The sequence below is a fragment of the Corallococcus sp. RDP092CA genome (assembly GCF_041903675.1).
In the GTDB taxonomy this organism is placed as follows: domain Bacteria; phylum Myxococcota; class Myxococcia; order Myxococcales; family Myxococcaceae; genus Corallococcus.
In genome coordinates this window covers 20,938-39,359 of record NZ_JAYESI010000040.1, presented here as the reverse complement: position 1 = coordinate 39,359, position 18,422 = coordinate 20,938, and the positions used below count along the sequence as shown (strand labels likewise).

The following is an 18,422-nucleotide window of genomic DNA, read 5'->3' as shown; positions in this document are numbered from 1 at the left end:
TCAGCTCGCCTCTTCCGGGAGCGCCGAGTCCCCGAACAGGGCCTTGCGCGTCTGGTACATCGCCTTGCGTGCCGCGGTGAGGACCTCCAGGGGCTGTGCCTTGTCCTCCACCACGGCCTGCAACATCTTGTAGGACTGGATGGAGGCCGCGCCGCCCAGGCCGGCGATGGCCAGCAGCTTGTCCTCCAGCACCCGCCGCTTGTTGAGCAGCGACGGCTTCACCGACAGCAGCTGCTGCATCATGGACAGCGCGCCGGGCAGGTTGGTGGCCCCGATGGCCGCGTAGACGGCGGTCTTCTCCTCGGCGGTCTTCTTCTCCCAGCCGGCGTCGCGCACCACGCGCACCAGGTCCGTGAAGGCCCGCTCGCGGTCGAACTCCGGCAGGAGCCTGGCGGCCAGCATGCGCACCTGGGAGACGGAGTCGGTGAGCGCCTCGTGGATGATGCGCCGGGCCTCCGCGGTGCGGCCCCGCCCGAGGATCTGCATGACCTCCAGCTTCACCACCAGGTTGGGGCTCTTCATCACCTGGCCGAACATCTTCACCCGCTCCGGGTGGTTGCTCTTCTCCAGGATGTAGACCATGTCGCGCACCGTCTGCGGCCGGTCCGACAGCAGGCGCGCCACGAAGGGGTCCGGCAGGTCGCGCGCGAACGTCGCCAGCACGTCGCCCAGCAGCGCGCGGTTCTCCGGCAGCTCGATGGTCTCCAGCACGCTGAGCAGCGGCAGCACGGAGTCCGAGCCCAGCGCCTGGAGGTAGCGCGTCACGTCCTGCGGCTGCTTGCTGCGCGCCGTCTTGAGGGACTCGCCCAGCCGCGTCAGGCGCTGCTCCTCGCCCATCTTGAGGAGGAAGTTGTTGAGCAGGCGTCCCAGCTCCTCGCCGCCCTCGCGCTGGGAGAGCGCGCGCAGCTTGAGGACGATCTGATTCACCGTGGCGAAGTCGTCCTGGAGCAGCAGCATGTCCAACAGCTGGAGGAAGATCTCCTCCAGGAGCGCCGCGTCGTCCACGCCGCCTTCCACCACCTGGAACACCGCGCCCACCAGCTTGGGGAAGAGGCGCGCGTTCTCCTCTTCCATGATCTCGCGCTGGATGCGGGCCTTCAGCTCGTCCGAGGCGTGCCGGCCGCCCACGACGAGGCCGCGGAGCTGCTCCACGCCGTCCAGCTTCGCGTCCAGGTCCTCCGCCGACACGCGCGCGAAGCGCAGGAAGTCATCCGAGTTCGTCTGGAGGCGGGAGTAGAGGTAGCCCACCACCTTGTCCACCTCCACCTGGACCTCGTCCTCGTTGGCCCCCTCCATGGAGAAGCCTTCCACCACCACGTACTCCACCTGCTGCATGCCCGCGCGCCACAGCTGCGCGAGCACGTCGTCCGCGCCGCGCTCCGGCTCCGACAGCGCGATGAGCGTGAGGGTGACCAGCTCCTCCAGGGGCAGCCCCGGCCGGAAGATGAGCTGGCGGATGCCGTCGCGGAAGAACTTGTAGGGGAGCGGGGACTCCTCGGAGAAGAGCGGCTCGCCGTGCAGCATGAAGTTCTGCTGCTCCACCTTCAGCGAGAGCGGCCCGAACTTCTCCGTGTACGCGGAGATGGCCTCCAGCGCCTTGGAGAGGAACTCCGGGAAGCGCGCCTCGTTGTGGCGGTACATCCCAATCTGCTTGATGCCCTTGAGCAGGTGGAACGCGAACGTCTTCGCCAGTTCCACCTTCTCGCGGACCTCCGGGGACTGCTCCACCTCCGGGTTCGCGTCCGTGACTTTCTGGGGCTGTGCCATGAATCCTGGAAGAATCCGGAGGGGGTGGAAGCCCCCCGATGGGGGGAGCCCGAGTGTACTCCCGTCCCGTGCCGGTTCCCATTTCGAGAAGTGCCCAGAATCCAGGGGGTTGGCGTGACACCTGGGCAACATCGGGCGGACTGGCGGTGAATCCCCGGTGTGTTAGGCAAGGGGCCCCTTTTGTCCGGAGTCCCCTGTCCATGAAGCGACTGGCCGCGTCCGCCTTCGTCCTGGCGTCCCTCACCGGGTGCTTCCGCATGAGCGTGCGCAGCCCGGCGCCGCGCGAGGGCGCGCCGGAGTCCCGGACGGGCATGAGCCTGGTGGAGGGGTTGACGACGTCCAACGTGGCCGCGGCGGAGTGCCGGCATGGCCTGTCGCGGGTGGACGTGTACTGGCCGTGGTGGAGCCCGTTCGTCTATGCCTTCACCTTCGGCATCGTGACGCCGTTGCGCGCGGAGTACGTCTGCGCCAGGGCTCCGGAGGACTCCGGCGGCGACATGGCGGTGCCGCCGTCGGTGCCCGGGCTGTAGGCACGCCTCCCCGCCCTGGACGAGGCGGGGAGGGCGCCTTCCGGGCCGTCAGTGCGACGGCGGCGGGGCCTCCGCGCCGCTCTTGCCCTTGAGGGCCGAGCGGAAGAGGACCGCGGTGAGGGCGGCGAAGAACGCCAGGCCCCAGACGTTGGACCACGTCGGGTGCGCCAGCTCGCTCTCGCCCACGGCGTTGAGGAACGCGCCAAGGCCGCCCTCGTGCCCGAAGAGGGCGGGCAGGTTGATGGCGCGCGTCCAGGCGCCGTCGCTGGCGATCTCCAGGAACGCGATGAGCACGCCCGCGATGGAGCCGCCCGCGATGTAGCCGGAGGACATCAGCGTGCCCGGGGAGAACTCGGACTCCGCCGCGGTGCCGCCGCGCAGCTTGTCCACGAAGTGGCGCACCATGCCGCCCACGAAGATGGGCGCGGAGCTGCTGATGGGCAGGTACACGCCCACCGCGAAGGGCAGCGAGGACACGCCGCACAGCTCCAGCATCAGCGCGATGAAGACGCCCAGCAGCACCAGGTCCCACGGCAGCCGCTGCGTGAGGATGCCGTCGATGATGAGCGCGAACAGCTGCGCCTTGGGCGCGGAGTAGCGGGTGAGCGTCTGGCCCTCGTACTCGCTGATGCGGCCGCCGATGCCCGGGTCCACCACGTACTGGATGGTGCCCTGGTCATCCACCAGGTAGCGGCCGGCGGGCACGGGCGTGTCCGCGCCGCGCACGTAGCCTTCCTTGTAGACGCGGTCCGGACCGGCGGTGATGGCCCCCGCGTCGGACAGCTTCAGCGACGGGCCGTTGGCCGGCGACAGCGTGAGGCCGGCCAGCTCCTCGGCCGGCACCGGGCGCCAGCTGCGCAGCTCCAGCGTGCCGTCCGGCGCCGGCGCCATGTCCAGGCGCTCCGCCCACAGCGAGCGCTTGAGCTGCGCGGGCGTCATGCCGCGCCGGGCGAGCGCGTCCTGGGACACCGCCCAGCGGTAGGTGTGCTGGGTGCGCGTCTCCTGGGTCAGCTCCGTCACCTGCACGTTCGGGTGCGCCTCCGGAATCACGGCGGTGGCGCCCTGGTTGAGCAGCACCAGCACCAGGCCGATGAACATCGCGCTGGTCAGCACGCCCACGAAGAGGGCGATCTGCTGGCGCTTGGGCGTGCCGCCCACGAGGAACGCCGTCTTCAGGTCCTGCGCGGTGGTGCCGCCGTTGGACGCGGCGATGCCCACGATGGCCGCCGTGGTGAGCGCCATGAAGCGGTCCGGCGACGAGGTCCAGCCGAACAGCAGGTACACGAGGCAGGTGACCAGCAGCGTGGCCACCACCATGCCGGAGATGGGGTTGGACGAGGAGCCAATCTCACCGGTGATGCGCGCGCTCACCGTCACGAAGAAGAAGCCGAAGATGACGATGAGGATGGCGGAGATGAGGTTCACGTGCAGCGGCGGCGCCAGCCAGATGGCCAGCACCAGCAGCGCGCTGCCCACCAGCACCACCGTGATGGGCAGGTCCTGATCCGTGCGCAGCACCGTGGGCAGCGGCCCCTGCGCGCGCGACTGGCGCAGCGTCTCCACGCTGCGCTTGAAGGCGCCCACGATGGTGGGCAGGGAGCGGATGAGGCTGATGAGGCCGCCCGTCGCCACCGCGCCCGCGCCGATGTAGAGCACGTACGCGTTGCGGATCTGATCCGGCGACATGTCCTTGATGAGCATCCCGTTGTGCACCAGCAGCGGCGTCTCCATGCCGCTGCCGAAGAAGGAGATCATCGGGATGAGGATGAGGTAGCTGAGCACGCCGCCCGCGAAGGTGATGCCCGCCACGCGCGGGCCGATGATGTAGCCCACGCCGAGCAGCTCCGGGGACACCTCCGTGGAGAGCGTCGCGGCCTTGAGCCCCTTGATGGGCGTGCCGATGGCCTCCTTGAAGAGCTTCATCCCGGAGTAGGCGAACTTGTAGAGGCCGCCGATGATGAAGCCGAGGATGACCGTGCGGGCGTTGGTGCCGCCCTGCTCGCCGACGATGAGGACGTCCGCGCTGGCCGTGCCCTCCGGGTAGGTGAGCTTGCCGTGCTCCTGGACGATGAGGCCCTGGCGCAGGGGGATCATCATCAGCACGCCCAGGACGCCGCCCAGCGCGGCGGTGAGGAACGCGTGCGTGAGGCTGATGTCGTAGCCCAGGATGAGCAGCGCGGGCAGCGCGGCCGCCACGCCGAACGCGAGCGACTCACCCGCGGAGCCCGTCGTCTGGACGATGGTGTTCTCCAGGATGCTGGAGCGCCCCAGGGCCCGGAAGATGGCGATGGAGAGCACCGCCACCGGGATGGACGCGGACACCGTGAGGCCGACCTTGATGGCCAGGTACACGGACGACGCCGCGAACACGATGCCCAGCACCGACCCGAGCACCAGGCCCCGGAGGGTCAGCTCCGTGGGCGACTGCTCGGGGGACACATAGGGTTTGTGCGGGGCGGCGCCATGCGCCTCCGCGAGAGGGACGCGATCGTCGACGACCGGCGGGGAACCGTGGGACAAGCAGGCACTCCTGACAGGGAATCAGGGGCCCGTTGTAGCAGGGTCTCCGCCGACGTGCGAAAACAGCCTTCAGCCCTGGGCGGCCAGGGTCTCCGGATCCACCTCCGCCATCAGGGCGGCCAGCTCCGACTTGAGCTTGTCCTTGGCGCGGATCTCCAGTTGACGCGCGCGCTCACGGGAGAAGCCGAAATGCTCGCCCAGCTCCTTGAGCGTCATGGGGCGCTCGTTCATCACGCGCTGCTCGATGATGAAGCGCTCGCGCGGATCCAGGCGCATGAGGGCGGTGCGGACGCGGTTGTTGATGAGGCCCGCCTCCTCCTTGTCCGCGAACTCGTCGTCCTGGGGCGCCGCGGCGCTCACCACGAAGTCCACGTGGCTGTTGCCGCCGTCCTCGCCCATGGGCGCGTCCAGGGACAGGTCCCGGCCGCCCATGCGCTGCTCCATCTCCCGCACCTCGCCGGGCTTCACGTGGAGCTTCCGGGCGATCTCATCCACGTTCACCACGGTCTCGCCGCTGCCCAGCTTCTCCAGCTCACGGCGGGTGCGCGCCAGGCTGAAGAACAGCTTGCGCTGCGCCTGCGTGGTCCCGAGCTTCACCAGCGACCAGCTCTTCAGGATGTAGTTCTGGATGTACGCGCGGATCCACCACACCGCGTAGGAGATGAGGCGGATGCCCTTGTCCGGGTCGAACTTCTGCACCGCCTTCATCAGGCCGATATTCCCCTCCTGGATGAGGTCCGACATCTTGATGCCGTAGGAGCGGTACTCGTAGGAGACCTTCACCACGAAGCGCAGGTTGCTCGTCACCAGCCGGTGGCCGGCCGCCAGGTCTCCCTTGATGAACCGGCGCGCCAGCTCCTGCTCCTCCTCCACCTTCAGGAGCGAGTACTGGTTGATCTCCGAGAGGTACATCGCGAGGGAGCCGGAATTGGACGACTGCTCGGTCGAAGCCTGCATGGATGGATTCTCCGAATCGGGCCTCCCGCCGGGGCGGAGGCGCTTGAAAGGTGCCCTGGGTTCAAGTCCTACAACTTGACGTGTCTGCCCTGAGCAACGGGGATGCCAACCGGGGTTGGATGTATTCGCGTGTGTCTCCGAGGGGTTGGAGGACGCAGACCCGCGCCCCCCGAAAAAGCCTGTAACCATTACCCGTGGCCGAGAGGAAATCCGGGGGTCTACGAAGAGAGGAATTGCACGGCGCGCGGCCCCCGAGCGCACGTCGCCATGGCGCTCGCGAATGGAGGTTCGCTGAAACGCTTAATGACGACACGGGGCGGCGGTGGAGACATTTCTCCACCTCGGCCGGGCGTCCCTGGGGAGGGCGGGCGACCGGTGACGGAAGCCCGCTTCCGTCTGGAGGGCACTTCTCTTCCGCTCAGGAGGCGCGGGCGGTAGGGCCTGCCTGGCCGGCCGCCTTCGCGGCGCGGCGCGCGGCTTCCGCGTCCAGCGCGCGGCGCAGGGTGGCGAGCAGGTGCTCGGCCTCTCCCTCGCGCAGGGCCCGGCCGCCGAAGCGGGCCTCCAGGTAGCGGCGGGTGAGGGGCGTCAGCGCCAGCGCCAGCGGGTGGCCTTCGCGCGCCAGGCGCGTCGTGAGGTCCTCCAGCGTCTCGTGTTCGAAGCGCGGCACGTGGGCCTTCTGGAGCACGGCGTCCACCCGGTCGACGAAGCGCGTGGCCTCCAGCACCGGGGCGCGGCCCGTCCAACGGGAGGCGAAGCGGCCCGCGCGCCAGGCGATGAAGGCCACGACGGCGGCCGTCGCCCACGCGCGCGGCGGGGGGAGGCGGCTCGGGGTGGCGTCCTTGCTGGCGCCGGGAGGTGGGCGGGGCGGGCGGACCAGGGCGCTCGCGAGCTCGAACTGGTCGCGGAAGGAGTAGTCGACGACGGAGTTGCGCCAGCGCGCCTCCATCGCTTCATAGAAGGCGAGCAGCTTCTCCAGGAGGACGGAGCCCTGGCTCGAGCGGTTGGACGGCGGCGTCGCGTCCACCGTGACGAAGCCGCGCCCCGGCACGAGCACGTGCGTCCAGGCGTGCGCGTCGCCCGCGCGCACGAGGTAGCCCCCGTCCACGCGCGTGCCGCCGTAGAAGCCCGTGGCCAGCCGCGCGCCAATGCCCTGGGTGCGCAGCAGCAGCGTGAGCGCGGTGGCGAAGTGCTCGCAGTGGCCCGCCTTGCGCACGAAGAGGAAGTCGGACAGCGGATCCTCCGGCGTGCCTTCCTGCTCCAGCGTGTATGCGTAGTCCCGCTGCAGGAAGGCGGCGAGCTTCTGCGCCGCCGCCAGGGGCTCCTTCTCTCCCTGGAGCACCCGCGCGGCGAGCTGGGCCACGCGCGGGTCCAGGTGATCCGGCAGCGCCAGGAGCTGATCCCTCTCCGCCTGGAGCAGGGCGGAGGACAGGCCCGCCTTGGCGCCCGGGGGCAGGCTGTAGGCCTCGTAGGTGTACGAGGGCGCGGTGACGGTGAAGCGCACCTCGCTGCCGCCCTGGAGCTGCACGAGGCTGTACCGGGTGCCGGTGGGCGTGTGCGCCATGGCGTTGCCCAGCCGGGACGGCGTCTCCAGGGCGATCAGCGTGCGGGCGCCGTAGGCGGGCAGCAGCTCGATGCGCTGGTGCAGCAGCGTGTCGCTGGCGGGGCGCAGGGTGATCTGCCGCTCGGTCTGCTGCGCGCCGACGACGTTCGACCACTCCATGCCGTCGAAGGTGTCGTAGGTGCGGCCCACCCAGTAGGCGTCCAGCGCGTCCGTGCCCGGGTCGGGCGTGAGCGCGGCGCGCAGCACCACGCGCGGGTTGCCCTTGATGGTGCCCGCGCCGCCCAGCCGCACGGTGTTGGAGTACCCCGCGCTGCTCACCGCGCCCAGGCCCGGCGCCGAGCGCGGCCCCACCATGGCCCAGTTGAGGCGCGGGAAGAGGACGAAGAAGGCCACCGCGCCGGCCACCGCGAACGCCAGGCCGGAGGACAGCGGACGCATGACGGCGCGCACCGGCACGGGCTCGCCGTCCGGCACCGCCGCCTCCACCACGCCCAGGGCCAGGGCCAGGCTGGCCAGCACCCCGAAGGCGATGAGGCACAGCGCGTACGTCATGTCGCCGGACAGGGCCGCGCCACCCGCCACCATCAGCAGGCCCGTCAGGTGCGTCTGCCCCTCCGCCGCGGCGTCCGGCGTGGACAGCATGCGCTGCGCGGCGATGAGGCCCGCGAAGGCACACGCGGCCACCACGGCGTTCATCGCCCCGGACGTCAGCTGGAGCCCCAGGAGCACCGCCGCCGCCAGGAGCCCCAGCGCGGACAGGCGCGAGTGGCGCGCGACGAGCCGCACGTCGAACAGCGCCAGCACCAGCGCCGTGCTGAAGACGCCCAGCGTCCACAGCGGGAGCTGCCCGGACACGGCCATCGCGCCGAAGGCGGAGCCCGCCGCCAGGTCGCGCAGGAGGAGCCGCAGCCGCAGGGGACGCCTCACGCCGCCTCCCGGTCCGCCCCGGCGTCCGCGTCCTCGAAGCCCACCCACGCGAGCGCCTGGAGGACGCGCCGCTCCTGGGACGCGCCCGCCGCGGGCCGCAGCAGGCGCTCCGGCAGCTGGAGGCCGACCTCGTGCCCCGCGTCCAGCAGCTGGTGCGCCTGGGCGGCGACCTCCTCGCAGCGGCGCTCCAGCGCGTCGCCCGTGAGGCCCGCCTCCAGCGCGAGCTTCCACACGCGGCGCTCCTCGCGCTCGCGCTCCACCTTCAGGAGGCGCCCCGCCGCGGCGCTCTTCAGCCAGTGGACGCGGCGCGCGTCCTCGTTCACGCCCAGCTCGCGCAGGCCCGCCACGTCGCCGGTGCCGTCCAGGTGGCGCGGGCTGCCCGCCTCGCCGCGCGGGCCCCGCTCCGCCGGCCCCGGCTCCTTGCAGGCGTAGCCCCGGCGCGGATACACGAGCAGCGTCCCCTCCAGGGGGAACACGCGCGTCTTGGCGAACAGGCCCAGGGGCCACGTGGTGGTGACGCGCACGCCGGACAGGCGCACGGGGCCCCGGCGTGGCGCGGCCAGGTCGCCGCGGACGACGTGCTCCTTGCCCGCGGGCAGGTGGCCCAGCTTCCCGGTGCCGGTGAGCGGGGAGCGGTCCTCGGAGAACGTCAGCGCGAAGCCGTGGCCCGCCTTGCGCGACACCGCCCAGCGGTACGCGAAGGGCTCGCGCGCGAAGGCCGCGTCCGAGCCCACGCGGCGCACCGTCAGGTCGCGCAGGCAGCGCTCCGACAGCACGCCGGAGACCACCACCATGCTCAAGAGCAGGCCCAGCAGCAGGTAGAGCAGGTTGTTGCCCGTGTTGAGCGCGCCCAGCCCCACGCCGAACGTGACCACCAGGTACGTGCGGCCCGTCTTCGTCACCGACAGCGTGCGCGGCGGACGGAGGAGGGCGCGCAGCCGCGCCTTGGCGGAGGGGCGGGCGGGGGCCTTCACCGCGGGGCCGCCACCCTGCGGGAGATCTCCTCCACCAGGTGCGCCGCTTCATCCCGGGCGGACACGCCCTGCACCGCGCTGCGCAGCAGCACGCGGTGCGCCCAGCAGGGCACCAGCATGGCGCGCACGTCGCCGGGGGTGACGAAGTCGCGCCCCTCCCACAGGGCCTGGGCCCGGGCCGCGGACCCCAGCGCCAGCACCGCCCGGGTGGACGCGCCGCGCTCCAGGTCGCCGTGCTCGCGCGTGGCCCTCGCCAGCCGCACCACGTAGTCCGCCACCGCCGCGTCCAGCTTCACGTCCTGGGCGAAGTCGCGCAGCGACGCCAGCTCCTCCGGCCCCGTCACCGCCTCCACGGAGGGCAGGGGGGACGCCGCGCCGCGCGTGGTGAGCAGGTGCGCCTCCACGTCCGGCGCCGGGTGGCCCAGCGACAGGCGCACGAGGAAGCGGTCCAGCTGCGAGTCCGGCAGCGGATAGGTGCCGGAGAAGTCCACCGGGTTCTGGGTGGCCACCACCATGAAGGGCGAGGGCAGCGGGTGGGTCTGCCCGTCCAGCGACACCTGGCCCTGGGCCATGCCCTCCAGGAGCGCGGACTGGGTGCGCGGGGGCGCGCGGTTGAGCTCGTCCGCCAGCACCAGCTGCCGGAACAGCGGCCCCGGCCGGAAGGAGAAGGTGGCCGTCTGCGCGTGGAACACCTGCGCGCCCAGGATGTCCGCCGGCAGCAGGTCCGCGGTGAACTGGATGCGGGAGAAGGACAGGGCGCACGCGCGGGCGAGCGCCTCCGCCAGCGTCGTCTTGCCCACGCCGGGCATGTCCTCCAGGAGGAGGTGCCCGCCGGCCACCACGCAGGTGACGACGCGGCGGATCTCCTCCGGCTTGCCCTGGACGGCACGGCCAAGCTGGGCGGCGAGCCGCTCCATCACCGCGCGCGCGGAAGCAGGGGCGGGAACGGGGCCGAGGACGCGAGCGGGCTGGGTCATCTGGGCGCGCACTCTAGCCCAGGCGAACGCCCGCCGGCACCCCTCCAGACCGCGCGTGTTCCGCGCCGGATGCCCGCCTGCCGTGGAGGCGCGGGCGCCTGCTGCCGGGGATGCGCGCGACCCGGAGGGACTCCAGGTTGGGTGGCTCAGGCGGGCAGGACGTCCTCGGGCGTGTAGTACGCCCGGTGCGTCGTCGGCGCGGACAGCACGCCGAAGTAGCGGAACATCCGCTCGTGGTGCGTGGCCAGCCCGCGCAGCTGCACGGCGCTGTCCTTCAGGCCGTGGGTCAGGATGCCCACCGCGCTGTCCTTGAACTCACGCAGGTGCGCGAAGTCCAGGACGACCTCGCTCTGGGCCAGCGCCTGGAGTGAGCTGCTCAGCTCCTGCGCCGTGCGGCCGTCCAGCGTTCCCTCCAGGCGCAGGGTGATCCGACCCGCCTCCTCCTCCCGATGAATCCGAAGCCCCGTCATGTCGCGCGCTCCAACAAAAGTATGCACGTGTGTGCAGCCTGCGATGGTGAGATGGCGGCTGGGTCACGGTGTCCGGACCACTGGAGGTGGCCCGGGGGTTCCCACGGTCTTGTGGGGGTGCCCAGCCGGAGCCGAACAGTGCATCGTCGCGGGCGCTGGGGTCAGTGGCGAGCCTGCAACTTCGGCCGGAGTGTTGGCGACCGGGCGGACGGCGTGTCACGCAGCGGTCAACCCTTGCGGTCGGATGTTGCCTGCTCGGCACGCAGGCTGATGGCGCGCTCCTGCTGGGCCTTCAGCTTGCGGAACTCCTTCACGACCTTGGCGGGGTAGCCGGCCATGAACTTCGTCCGGTGCTCCTTCTTGGACAGGATGCGCCTGGCCAGCGTGGGCCCCGCGTTGTAGGCGACGAGCGCGCCCTCCACGGAGCCGAAGCGGCTGATGAGCTCCGCCAGGTAGGCCGTGCCCAGGTTCACGTTCGTCTCGAAGTCGAACAGGTTGGTGTGGCGGCCCAGCTTGTAGCCGGACTTCTCCGCCAGGTACTTGCCCGTGTCGGGCATCACCTGCATGAGGCCCATGGCGCCCACGCCGGACACCGCGTAGTTGTTGAAGGAGGATTCGCAGCGGATCAGCGCCACCACCAGCAGCGGATCCAGGTTGTTGCGCTCCGCCTCGCGGACGATGGCCACCGCCAGCCGGCGCTGCTGCCGCTCCGGGAGCCCGGAGGCGCGCACGGCCTCGGCCACGCCCAGCTGCTCCGCGCGCAGGTAGTCCGCCTCGTCCTCGTACATCTGCAGCCGGGCCAGGGCCTCCTTGAGCTGCGCTTCCTTCTCCGCCAGCTGCGCCCGCAGGGCCGCGACGTCCGGCGCCTCACCCTGTGCCCCCACGGGCACCTGCACCGGGAAAGCCACCGCGTTGGTCCCCACCAGCATCGCCGCCGCTGCCATCGCCACCGTCCAGCCCCGCATCTCGCCCTCCCCTGGCGCCCCGACCGCCCGCGCCCGCTGACTCGCCCACACTCAGCGGCTAAGCAGGCAACGTGCCAGCGTACGTTGCGTGCGCCGGGTGGCTCACGGATCCTTAAGAGAAGGGCTCGGGCAGCACCCGCGAGGCCCCCGGCATCCGGAAAAAATGCCCGGTCTGGGAAGTGGGTTTCCCAACCTGACCCTGCAGAAAGCTCCACCTGTTGCCGCGGTGCGCCCGCGTCCCTAGCTTGCGCCCGGTCTGACTTTCGGGGCCCGGCGTGGCGGGAGGTGTGGCGTGTACTGGACCATGGGAATCATCTTGTTGGTGTTGTGGGTGATGGGGCTGATCACCGGTTCGACGGAGGGGCAGTGGGTGCACCTCCTCCTGGTGTTCTCCCTCATCGCGTTCGTGCTGGCCGTCGCGTCGCTGGGGCGCAGGCGGGGGCTGGCGTGAACCTGCCGGAGCTGGACATGGCGTGGCTGGAGCTGCCGCGGGACAAGGCGGGCTTCGTGCGGCGCGAGTGTCCCCGCTGCCAGCGCGCCTTCAAGACGCGGCCCAGCCGCCACGACGCGGGGATGCTCCAGCGGCTGCTCGCGGGCTACTTCCCCTTCGAGAACCTCCACGAGGCGTACACGCCGGAGGAGCTGCCCGCGTGGCACTGCCTGTACTGCGGCCACCGCGCGCTGCCGGACGCGTGGCTCACGCCGGAGCAGTCCGCGCACGTGGAGCAGATGGCGCGCGCGTGGGCGAACCACGTGAGGTACGAGCAGCTGGCGTACGTGCACCGCACGCTGGCGCAGAACCCGCGGCCCACCTTCGTGTCGGTGGCGCCGGAGCCGCTGCCCCGGCCGCTGCCGCCGGACGAGGAGCTGCTGCGCACCATCCCCATGGTCTGCTGCGGAGAGGACGTGCAGGCCTCGTGGGACTGGGATCAGCCCCTCATCTGTCCGCGCTGCGGCGCGCACCATGGCGGGCTGTCCGGCCGGCAGCAGGTGCGGCTGGAGTTCGTGAGCGAGTAGGGACCCCGGCGGGCACCTCGGAGGTGGACGGCCAGGGCGCGCGGAGGGCAGGCTCCCTCGCGCGATGAAGCCATTCTCCGCGGCCCGGTGGGTGCTCCTGACCCTGATCCTCCTGGGGCCCGCCGCCGCCCATGCCCACGCCGCGGATCTGCTCGTCGTGCGGGCCGCCCGCGAGGACGCGTCCCCGGAGCGCGTGCGGGAGACGCTCACGCTGGCGCCGGACGCGCTGGGGCGGCTCGTGCCCGGTCTTCCACCCGGCCCGTGGGATGGGGGCGCCGCGCCTCCTGCCTCCGCGCTCCAGGCCCTGCGGCCGGAGGTGGAGGCGCGGCTCTGGAGCCGGCTGCCGCTCACCGCGGGTGGGGCGCCCTGCGCGCTCCGGTCCTCGAGCGCGACCTGGAACGAAGAGGGCGGCGCGGTGGAGCTCCAGGCGGAGTTCCGCTGTCCGCCGGGCTCCCTCCAACAGACGTTTGGCGTGCTGGACGCGCTGCCTCCGGGCTACCGGCTGATCCGCGCGGGCGGTTCGGAGGAGGGGGGCTTCGCGGGCATGGACTTCGCGGACCGGGAGCACCCCACGCTCGGCCTGGAGGGCGGTGGCGCGGCGGTGGACGGCTTCGCCGGCTGGGTGGGCGAGGGCATCCGCCACATCCTGTCGGGGGCGGATCATCTGCTGTTCCTTCTGGCGGTGCTGCTGGTGGGCGGCACGCTCCGGCGGATCCTCCTCCTGGTGACGTCCTTCACGCTGGCGCACTCGCTGACGCTGGCGTGCACCGCCCTGGGCTGGGTGACGCTGGGCGCGCGGGGAACGCGGTGGGCCGAGGCCGCGATCGCCGCGTCCATCCTCTACATGGCGCTGGAGAACCTGCTCCTGCGCCGGCACGGCCACCGCGCGGGGCTCACCTTCGGGTTCGGCCTGGTGCACGGGCTGGGCTTCGCGAGCGTGCTCGGCGGCTACGGGTTGGGGACGTCCGTGGTCCCGGCGCTCGTGGGCTTCAACCTGGGCGTGGAGGCGGGGCAGGCGGCGGTGGTGGCCTTCCTCGTCCCCGTGCTGCGCATCGTCCATCGCAGGCCCCGGCTGCACTCGAAGGTTGTGCGCCTGTCCTCCATCGGCCTGGCGGGAGTCGGGCTTTATTGGATGGTTGCTCGCGCGGTCGGTTGAATTGCCCCAACAGCGTTCCTAGCTTGCGTCTCACGAGGGTGGGGGAGGGACGCAGATGGGAGCGAGGCATACCCGGCTGGCAGCCGCACTGGCCGCCGCGTGGGAAGCAGAAGTGGTGTCGGCCCGTCGCATGACGGGGCTGGCGGAGCGCATGAGCGACGCGCGGGTCCGGGCGCGCTTGATGGTGCTGGCCGCCTTCTGTCGCGCCCACGCCTCGCGGCTCCTGGCCCGCCTGGCGGCGCTGGGGCGCGGGCCGCTGCCGGTCCCTCCGGAAGAAATCGATCTGGATCCAGACACGGTGCTGGAGCTGCGCCGCGAGGGGGCCTTCGCCCGCGCATCGGCCGCGCGCTATGAGACGACCGCGGAGATGGCCCGCCAGCACGCGGACCTGTCCTCCGCCTGGGTGTGCGAGCTGAACCGGACCGAGGAGCAGGACCGCGCCCGGGAGCTGCTCGCCCTGGCGGAAGGCGCCCTGGCGGCGGTGCGGCGGGGCGAGTCCCAGGCCGTCGCGGCCCCCGCGGATTCCTGAAGGAGGTGGGCGGGACCGGGCGCGGGGATGCGCTCGGCCGGTGACAGTCCTGGCGACTTGGGCGTATGAATCCGCCCATGGCGAAGGAGAGCTACAACGACCTCATCTTCCAGCTCGGCGACAAGGCCCGGGATGTGCTCCCGGGCAAGCCGAACTGTCCCCGCTCCATGGAACGCGTCTACCGCGCCGAAGAGGTGCTGGAGGCACGCCGGGAGGAGCTGGCGATGCTGGAAGCGGAGATGAACGACGAGGACCTGGCCTACCAGGACTTCCTGGCCCAGCACGAAGAGGAGTGCGCCGCCCAGAAGGAGATCACCGGCCGCTTCCAGAAGGCCGTGACGGCGGTGGAGGGCAAGGTGAAGGGCATGCGCAAGACGCTGGCCACCCGCCGCGCCGACCTGCGCTACGCCATCGTGGGCCTGAAGAAGCTGGAGGCGAAGCTCGCGGACCTGGAGATGACCACCCAGGATCCGGTGAAGCTGGACGCCGCCAAGCAGAACCTGAAGAAGAACCGCATCGCCCAGATGCGCCTGGCGCGCGAGGTGGAGGACTGGGAGTCCCAGCTGGCCACCGCCCTCACGCCCACCCCCGGCCAGCCCGGCGCGGCCGGCATCCTGGCGCACAAGCGCCTGATCGAGCTGGAGGACGCCGCGGAGGAGCAGAAGCAGCAGCACGACGCCCGCATGGCGGAGCTCGACCAGGCCATCGCCGCCAAGGAGGAGGAGATCAAGGGCGCGGAAGATTATCTGGATCAGGCCCTGTTCCTGCTCGGCGAAGAGGTGTATGCCCAGCGCATCGCGGACGGGCAGCTCAACCCCTTCTACCCGCGGTTGGATGTCGCGCAGTGAGGGGTACGCCCACCCTTGGTGCTTGACGTAGGGGACGTGTTTGCTATCTTGCGCCGCTTCCTGGCGGCCGCGGGACCGCGTGTAGGCCAGTTCATTGATTTCATTGGGCTTTCGGCGCCACGGGCGCTCGCTGTGAGGACGACGTGAAGGGTCTGATTGGCAAGAAGATCGGCATGACCCAGGTGTTCAGCGACGAGGGCAACCTCGTTCCGGTGACGGTCATCGACGTCAACACCTGTCTGGTGGTCGGCAAGCGCACCCCGGAGAAGGATCAGTACTCCGCGGTGACCGTGGGCTTTGGCGAGGTTCGCGAGAAGGTCCTGAACAAGCCGCAGCTCGGCTTCTTCAAGAAGGCCAGCGCGACCCCCCGTCGCCACCTGCGCGAGTTCCGCGTCACGGCCGAGGAGGCCGCGGGCTTCAACGTGGGCGACGCCATCAAGGCGGACATGTTCACCAAGGGCGAGCTGGTGGACGTCACCGGCGTGACCAAGGGCCGCGGCTTCTCCGGCGTCATGCGCCGCTGGAGCTTCAAGGGCTCGCAGACCAAGACGCACGGCACGCACGAGTATCAGCGTCACCCGGGCGCCATCGGCCAGCGCAAGACGCCGGGCCGCACGTACCCCAACAAGAAGATGCCGGGTCACTACGGCGTCGAGCGCGTCACCACGCAGAACCTGACGGTGGTGGACGTGGACGTGGAGAAGGGCCTGGTGCTCGTGAAGGGCGCGGTCCCCGGCCACAACGACGGCATCGTCATCGTGCGCCCCTCCATCAAGGTGGCCATGCGCGCGCAGCACAAGGCCGCGCGCTAGTCCGCGGTCGCTGAGCGCCGGGGCGCTTCTCTGACGCCCCTCTCGACGCCTCGCTTCGGGCACCTTCGGGTGGCCGGGCGGGGCGTTCGTCGTTTCCGGAAGACCGCGTGGCCGCATGTGCGTGCGGGCGCGCGCCTTCGCGTGGGGTTCGAGGGGCCTCCAGGGCCCGCATCCCCGTGGAAACGTTGAGTGCTGGTCTCCCTGGCGTCAAAGGGCGAAAACTTTACCGACTGCTACTGGGATCCGCTTGCGGTGGATGGGCGCCGTGCTCACATCGCTGTCCCACGCCGGTGCCACGCCGTCGCAGGAGACGGGGCGCGACCGGAGCACCCAACGGCCCACCCCCGGGCCGGGCAGGAGATATGAACGCACGCACGTTTCGAGTCTTCGCCGCGCTGAGCCTCTCGCTGACGGCGCTCGGCGCCGCCGCACAGGAAGACGGCGTCCTGGACTCGGCGGTGGTCCGCAACCGGCTCTACAAGCCCGCGGGCCATCCGGAGCTGTCCCTGTCCGTGGGTCTGCCCGTGCAGACGCACCTGACGGCGCACTACTTCTTCGACGTCGGGCTGGCCTACAACCTGTTCGACACGTTCGCGCTGGAGGCGCGCGCGGGCTACGCCGCCAGCCGCCACACGGGCCTGGCGCGCTCCATCTCCGAGTCCTTCCTGGACCGCGAGGACAAGCGCGTCACGGACGAGCTGGAGGACATGTGGCGGATGAACCTGCACGGCGTCGTCGGCGCGCGGTGGGCTCCCATCTACGGGAAGATCAGCCTCGTCGCGGACATCCCGGTGCACTTCCAGACGTACCTCTGGGCGGGCGGCGGCCTGTCCAACCTGAAGCGCCAGTCCGTCATCCAGTGCACCCAGGTGGTGGACCGGGCCGCGGGCGTCTGTGACAACCGCACGTCCGTGGATGACCGGGGCAGCGCCACGGAGAACTCCTGGGTGAAGGAGTCGCGCGTGGCGCCGGTGGTGTCCGCCGCGCTGGGCTTCCGCTTCTTCATCAAGGAGCAGCACGGCATCCGGCTGGAGCTGCGCGACTGGATCTTCAAGGACAGCTACCGCGTGAACCTGCTGCGCGACGACTGGGAGGCCGGCCGGACCACCGGCGAGCCCGCCAGCAGCCCGGGCCTCACGCACCTGGTGCAGTTCGACCTCGGCTACACCTTCTCTTTCTGACCTTTTCCTATGCGACCCTTCCGATCCATCGCGCTCCTCGTTGCCGCGGTGCCTGCCCTCGCGTTCGCGCAAGGCGCCTCTCCGGCGCAGCCGCCGGCCGCCCCGGGTCCGGATGCGACCGCGCCGGCCTCTCCTTCTCCCGCGGAACCGCCGGAGCGCCCGCGCACCGAGCGCGAAGCGCCCGCGGTGCCCCAGTCCCAGCCGGAGGCCGCGCCGGCCAGGCCGGCCGCGCCCACCGTGGACGAGGATGACGCGGACCGCGCGCCCTCCTCCGCGCCCGCCGAGCCCTCCGCGCCCGCTGCGGCTCCGGCCGCCACCGCGCCCTCGGACGCGCCGGTGCTGGACGCGGGGGAGGGGCCGCGCACCACGGACGCGCAGCAGCAGCGGCTGGTGAACGGCGCGCCGCTCTACAACCCGAACGTCAACGTCCACATCGTCCAGAAGAAGCGCTTCGCGGACGAGGGGAAGCACGAGCTGGTGCTGTACCCCGGCGTCGTCCAGGTGAACGGCAAGTTCACCAACCACGTGGGCACCGCGCTGCACTACGTCTACCACCTGCAGGAGAACTTCGCGCTCCAGGTGGGCGGCCAGTACAACTGGTACTCCGACGAGAGCGACTTCAACCTGGAGCTCATCGACAAGGTGCGCGAGCAGGCCCAGGCCGCGTCGTCGCTCCTGCTCCAGTGGGGCGCGCACGCGGGCGTGGAGGTGACGCCGCTCTACGGCAAGTTCGCCTTCTTCAACAACTCGCTGGCGCAGTTCAGCGTGGTGCTCAGCGGCGGCGCGGGCATCGGCAAGACGCGCCACCTCATCCGCCCGGAGGTGGCGAACGAGGTGGAGGGGCAGACGTACCAGGTGCCCGCGCGCTTCGGCGACACGGGCAACAAGTTCCTGGGGGAGGTGGGCGGCGGCTTCCGCGTGCAGTTCGGCGAGAGCTACGCCATCCGCCTGGAGGTGCGCGACCTCATCTACACCGCGCGCGTGGACAGGGTGGACGGCTGCAACCTGGCGGACTTCGAGGCGCTGGAGGCCGCGCGCGCCACCAACCAGCCCTTCGATGGCCTCAACCTGAGCGGCAGCTGCCAGGTGGCCAAGTTCGACGGCGTGGACCCGAAGACGAAGAAGAACTACCGCGAGGACATCATCCTCGGGCGGGACCTCGTCGCCGAGCCCTCGTCGGACGTCCTCAACAACGTCAGCTTCTACGCTGGCTTCTCGGTGCTCTTCTAGC

Annotated in this window: 17 protein-coding genes; 9 read left to right on the top strand and 8 right to left on the bottom strand. The window is 71.2% G+C overall.

The genetic code is table 11. The features are described from left to right. Positions 1-1,767, bottom strand: coding sequence for a HEAT repeat domain-containing protein (locus tag U8525_RS30460; RefSeq protein ID WP_374270215.1), 1,767 nt, complete (start codon positions 1,765-1,767; stop codon positions 1-3). A gap of 200 nt (positions 1,768-1,967) precedes the next feature. On the opposite strand from U8525_RS30460, the gene U8525_RS30455 reads away from it, so the two are divergent. Continuing rightward, positions 1,968-2,297: a hypothetical protein gene (locus U8525_RS30455; RefSeq protein ID WP_374270214.1), complete on the top strand. Its 330-nt coding sequence runs from the start codon at positions 1,968-1,970 to the stop codon at positions 2,295-2,297. A 48-nt stretch (positions 2,298-2,345) separates the two neighbouring features. Here U8525_RS30455 and U8525_RS30450 read toward each other — a convergent pair whose 3' ends face one another. From U8525_RS30450 to U8525_RS30420, 7 genes are all read right to left on the bottom strand, one after another. Then, positions 2,346-4,817 carry an OPT family oligopeptide transporter gene (locus U8525_RS30450; protein ID WP_374270213.1) on the bottom strand — a complete coding sequence of 824 codons (2,472 nt, stop codon included), beginning with the start codon at positions 4,815-4,817 and terminating at the stop codon, positions 2,346-2,348. 69 nt (positions 4,818-4,886) lie between these two features. Continuing rightward, positions 4,887-5,774 carry an RNA polymerase factor sigma-32 gene (locus tag U8525_RS30445; RefSeq protein WP_120557449.1) on the bottom strand — a complete coding sequence of 296 codons (888 nt, stop codon included), beginning with the start codon at positions 5,772-5,774 and terminating at the stop codon, positions 4,887-4,889. A gap of 418 nt (positions 5,775-6,192) precedes the next feature. Further along, the gene (locus tag U8525_RS30440; RefSeq protein ID WP_374270212.1) at positions 6,193-8,262 is read right to left on the bottom strand and encodes a DUF3488 and DUF4129 domain-containing transglutaminase family protein; all 2,070 of its coding nucleotides are present in this window, start codon (positions 8,260-8,262) and stop codon (positions 6,193-6,195) included. Continuing rightward, the gene (locus tag U8525_RS30435) at positions 8,259-9,236 is read right to left on the bottom strand and encodes a DUF58 domain-containing protein (protein ID WP_374270211.1); all 978 of its coding nucleotides are present in this window, start codon (positions 9,234-9,236) and stop codon (positions 8,259-8,261) included. Before U8525_RS30435 ends, U8525_RS30440 begins: the two co-directional genes overlap by 4 nt. Then, a complete protein-coding gene (locus tag U8525_RS30430) occupies positions 9,233-10,213 on the bottom strand; it encodes an AAA family ATPase (protein WP_374270210.1) in 981 nt (326 codons plus the stop codon). The genes U8525_RS30435 and U8525_RS30430 overlap by 4 nt, the downstream gene beginning before the upstream one ends. Positions 10,214-10,359: 146 nt before the next feature. Next, positions 10,360-10,683, bottom strand: a complete 324-nt coding sequence (locus tag U8525_RS30425; RefSeq protein WP_374270209.1) for an STAS domain-containing protein — start codon at positions 10,681-10,683, stop codon at positions 10,360-10,362. 227 nt (positions 10,684-10,910) lie between these two features. After that, positions 10,911-11,648 carry a lytic transglycosylase domain-containing protein gene (locus tag U8525_RS30420; protein WP_374270208.1) on the bottom strand — a complete coding sequence of 246 codons (738 nt, stop codon included), beginning with the start codon at positions 11,646-11,648 and terminating at the stop codon, positions 10,911-10,913. Between the two features lie 304 nt (positions 11,649-11,952). Here U8525_RS30420 and U8525_RS30415 point away from each other — a divergent pair, with 304 nt between their 5' ends. From U8525_RS30415 to U8525_RS30380, 8 genes are all read left to right on the top strand, one after another. Next, positions 11,953-12,099 carry a lmo0937 family membrane protein gene (locus U8525_RS30415; RefSeq protein WP_374270207.1) on the top strand — a complete coding sequence of 49 codons (147 nt, stop codon included), beginning with the start codon at positions 11,953-11,955 and terminating at the stop codon, positions 12,097-12,099. Further along, entirely contained in the window at positions 12,096-12,665 is a 570-nt protein-coding gene (locus tag U8525_RS30410) for a hypothetical protein (protein WP_374270206.1), read from the top strand. Before U8525_RS30415 ends, U8525_RS30410 begins: the two co-directional genes overlap by 4 nt. A 64-nt stretch (positions 12,666-12,729) precedes the next feature. Then, positions 12,730-13,821, top strand: a complete 1,092-nt coding sequence (locus U8525_RS30405; RefSeq protein ID WP_374270205.1) for a HupE/UreJ family protein — start codon at positions 12,730-12,732, stop codon at positions 13,819-13,821. A 115-nt stretch (positions 13,822-13,936) separates the two neighbouring features. After that, positions 13,937-14,350 (top strand): hypothetical protein, encoded by a 414-nt coding sequence (locus U8525_RS30400; protein ID WP_374270204.1) that lies wholly within the window; start codon positions 13,937-13,939, stop codon positions 14,348-14,350. A gap of 77 nt (positions 14,351-14,427) precedes the next feature. Further along, positions 14,428-15,198 (top strand): hypothetical protein, encoded by a 771-nt coding sequence (locus U8525_RS30395; RefSeq protein ID WP_374270203.1) that lies wholly within the window; start codon positions 14,428-14,430, stop codon positions 15,196-15,198. Positions 15,199-15,371: 173 nt separating this feature from the next. Then, positions 15,372-16,010, top strand: a complete 639-nt coding sequence (gene rplC, locus U8525_RS30390) for a 50S ribosomal protein L3 (protein WP_374270234.1) — start codon at positions 15,372-15,374, stop codon at positions 16,008-16,010. A 362-nt stretch (positions 16,011-16,372) separates the two neighbouring features. After that, positions 16,373-17,191: an outer membrane beta-barrel domain-containing protein gene (locus U8525_RS30385; protein WP_374270202.1), complete on the top strand. Its 819-nt coding sequence runs from the start codon at positions 16,373-16,375 to the stop codon at positions 17,189-17,191. 9 nt (positions 17,192-17,200) lie between these two features. Further along, entirely contained in the window at positions 17,201-18,421 is a 1,221-nt protein-coding gene (locus U8525_RS30380) for an outer membrane beta-barrel domain-containing protein (RefSeq protein WP_374270201.1), read from the top strand. The last annotated feature ends 1 nt before the right edge of the window (position 18,422 follow it).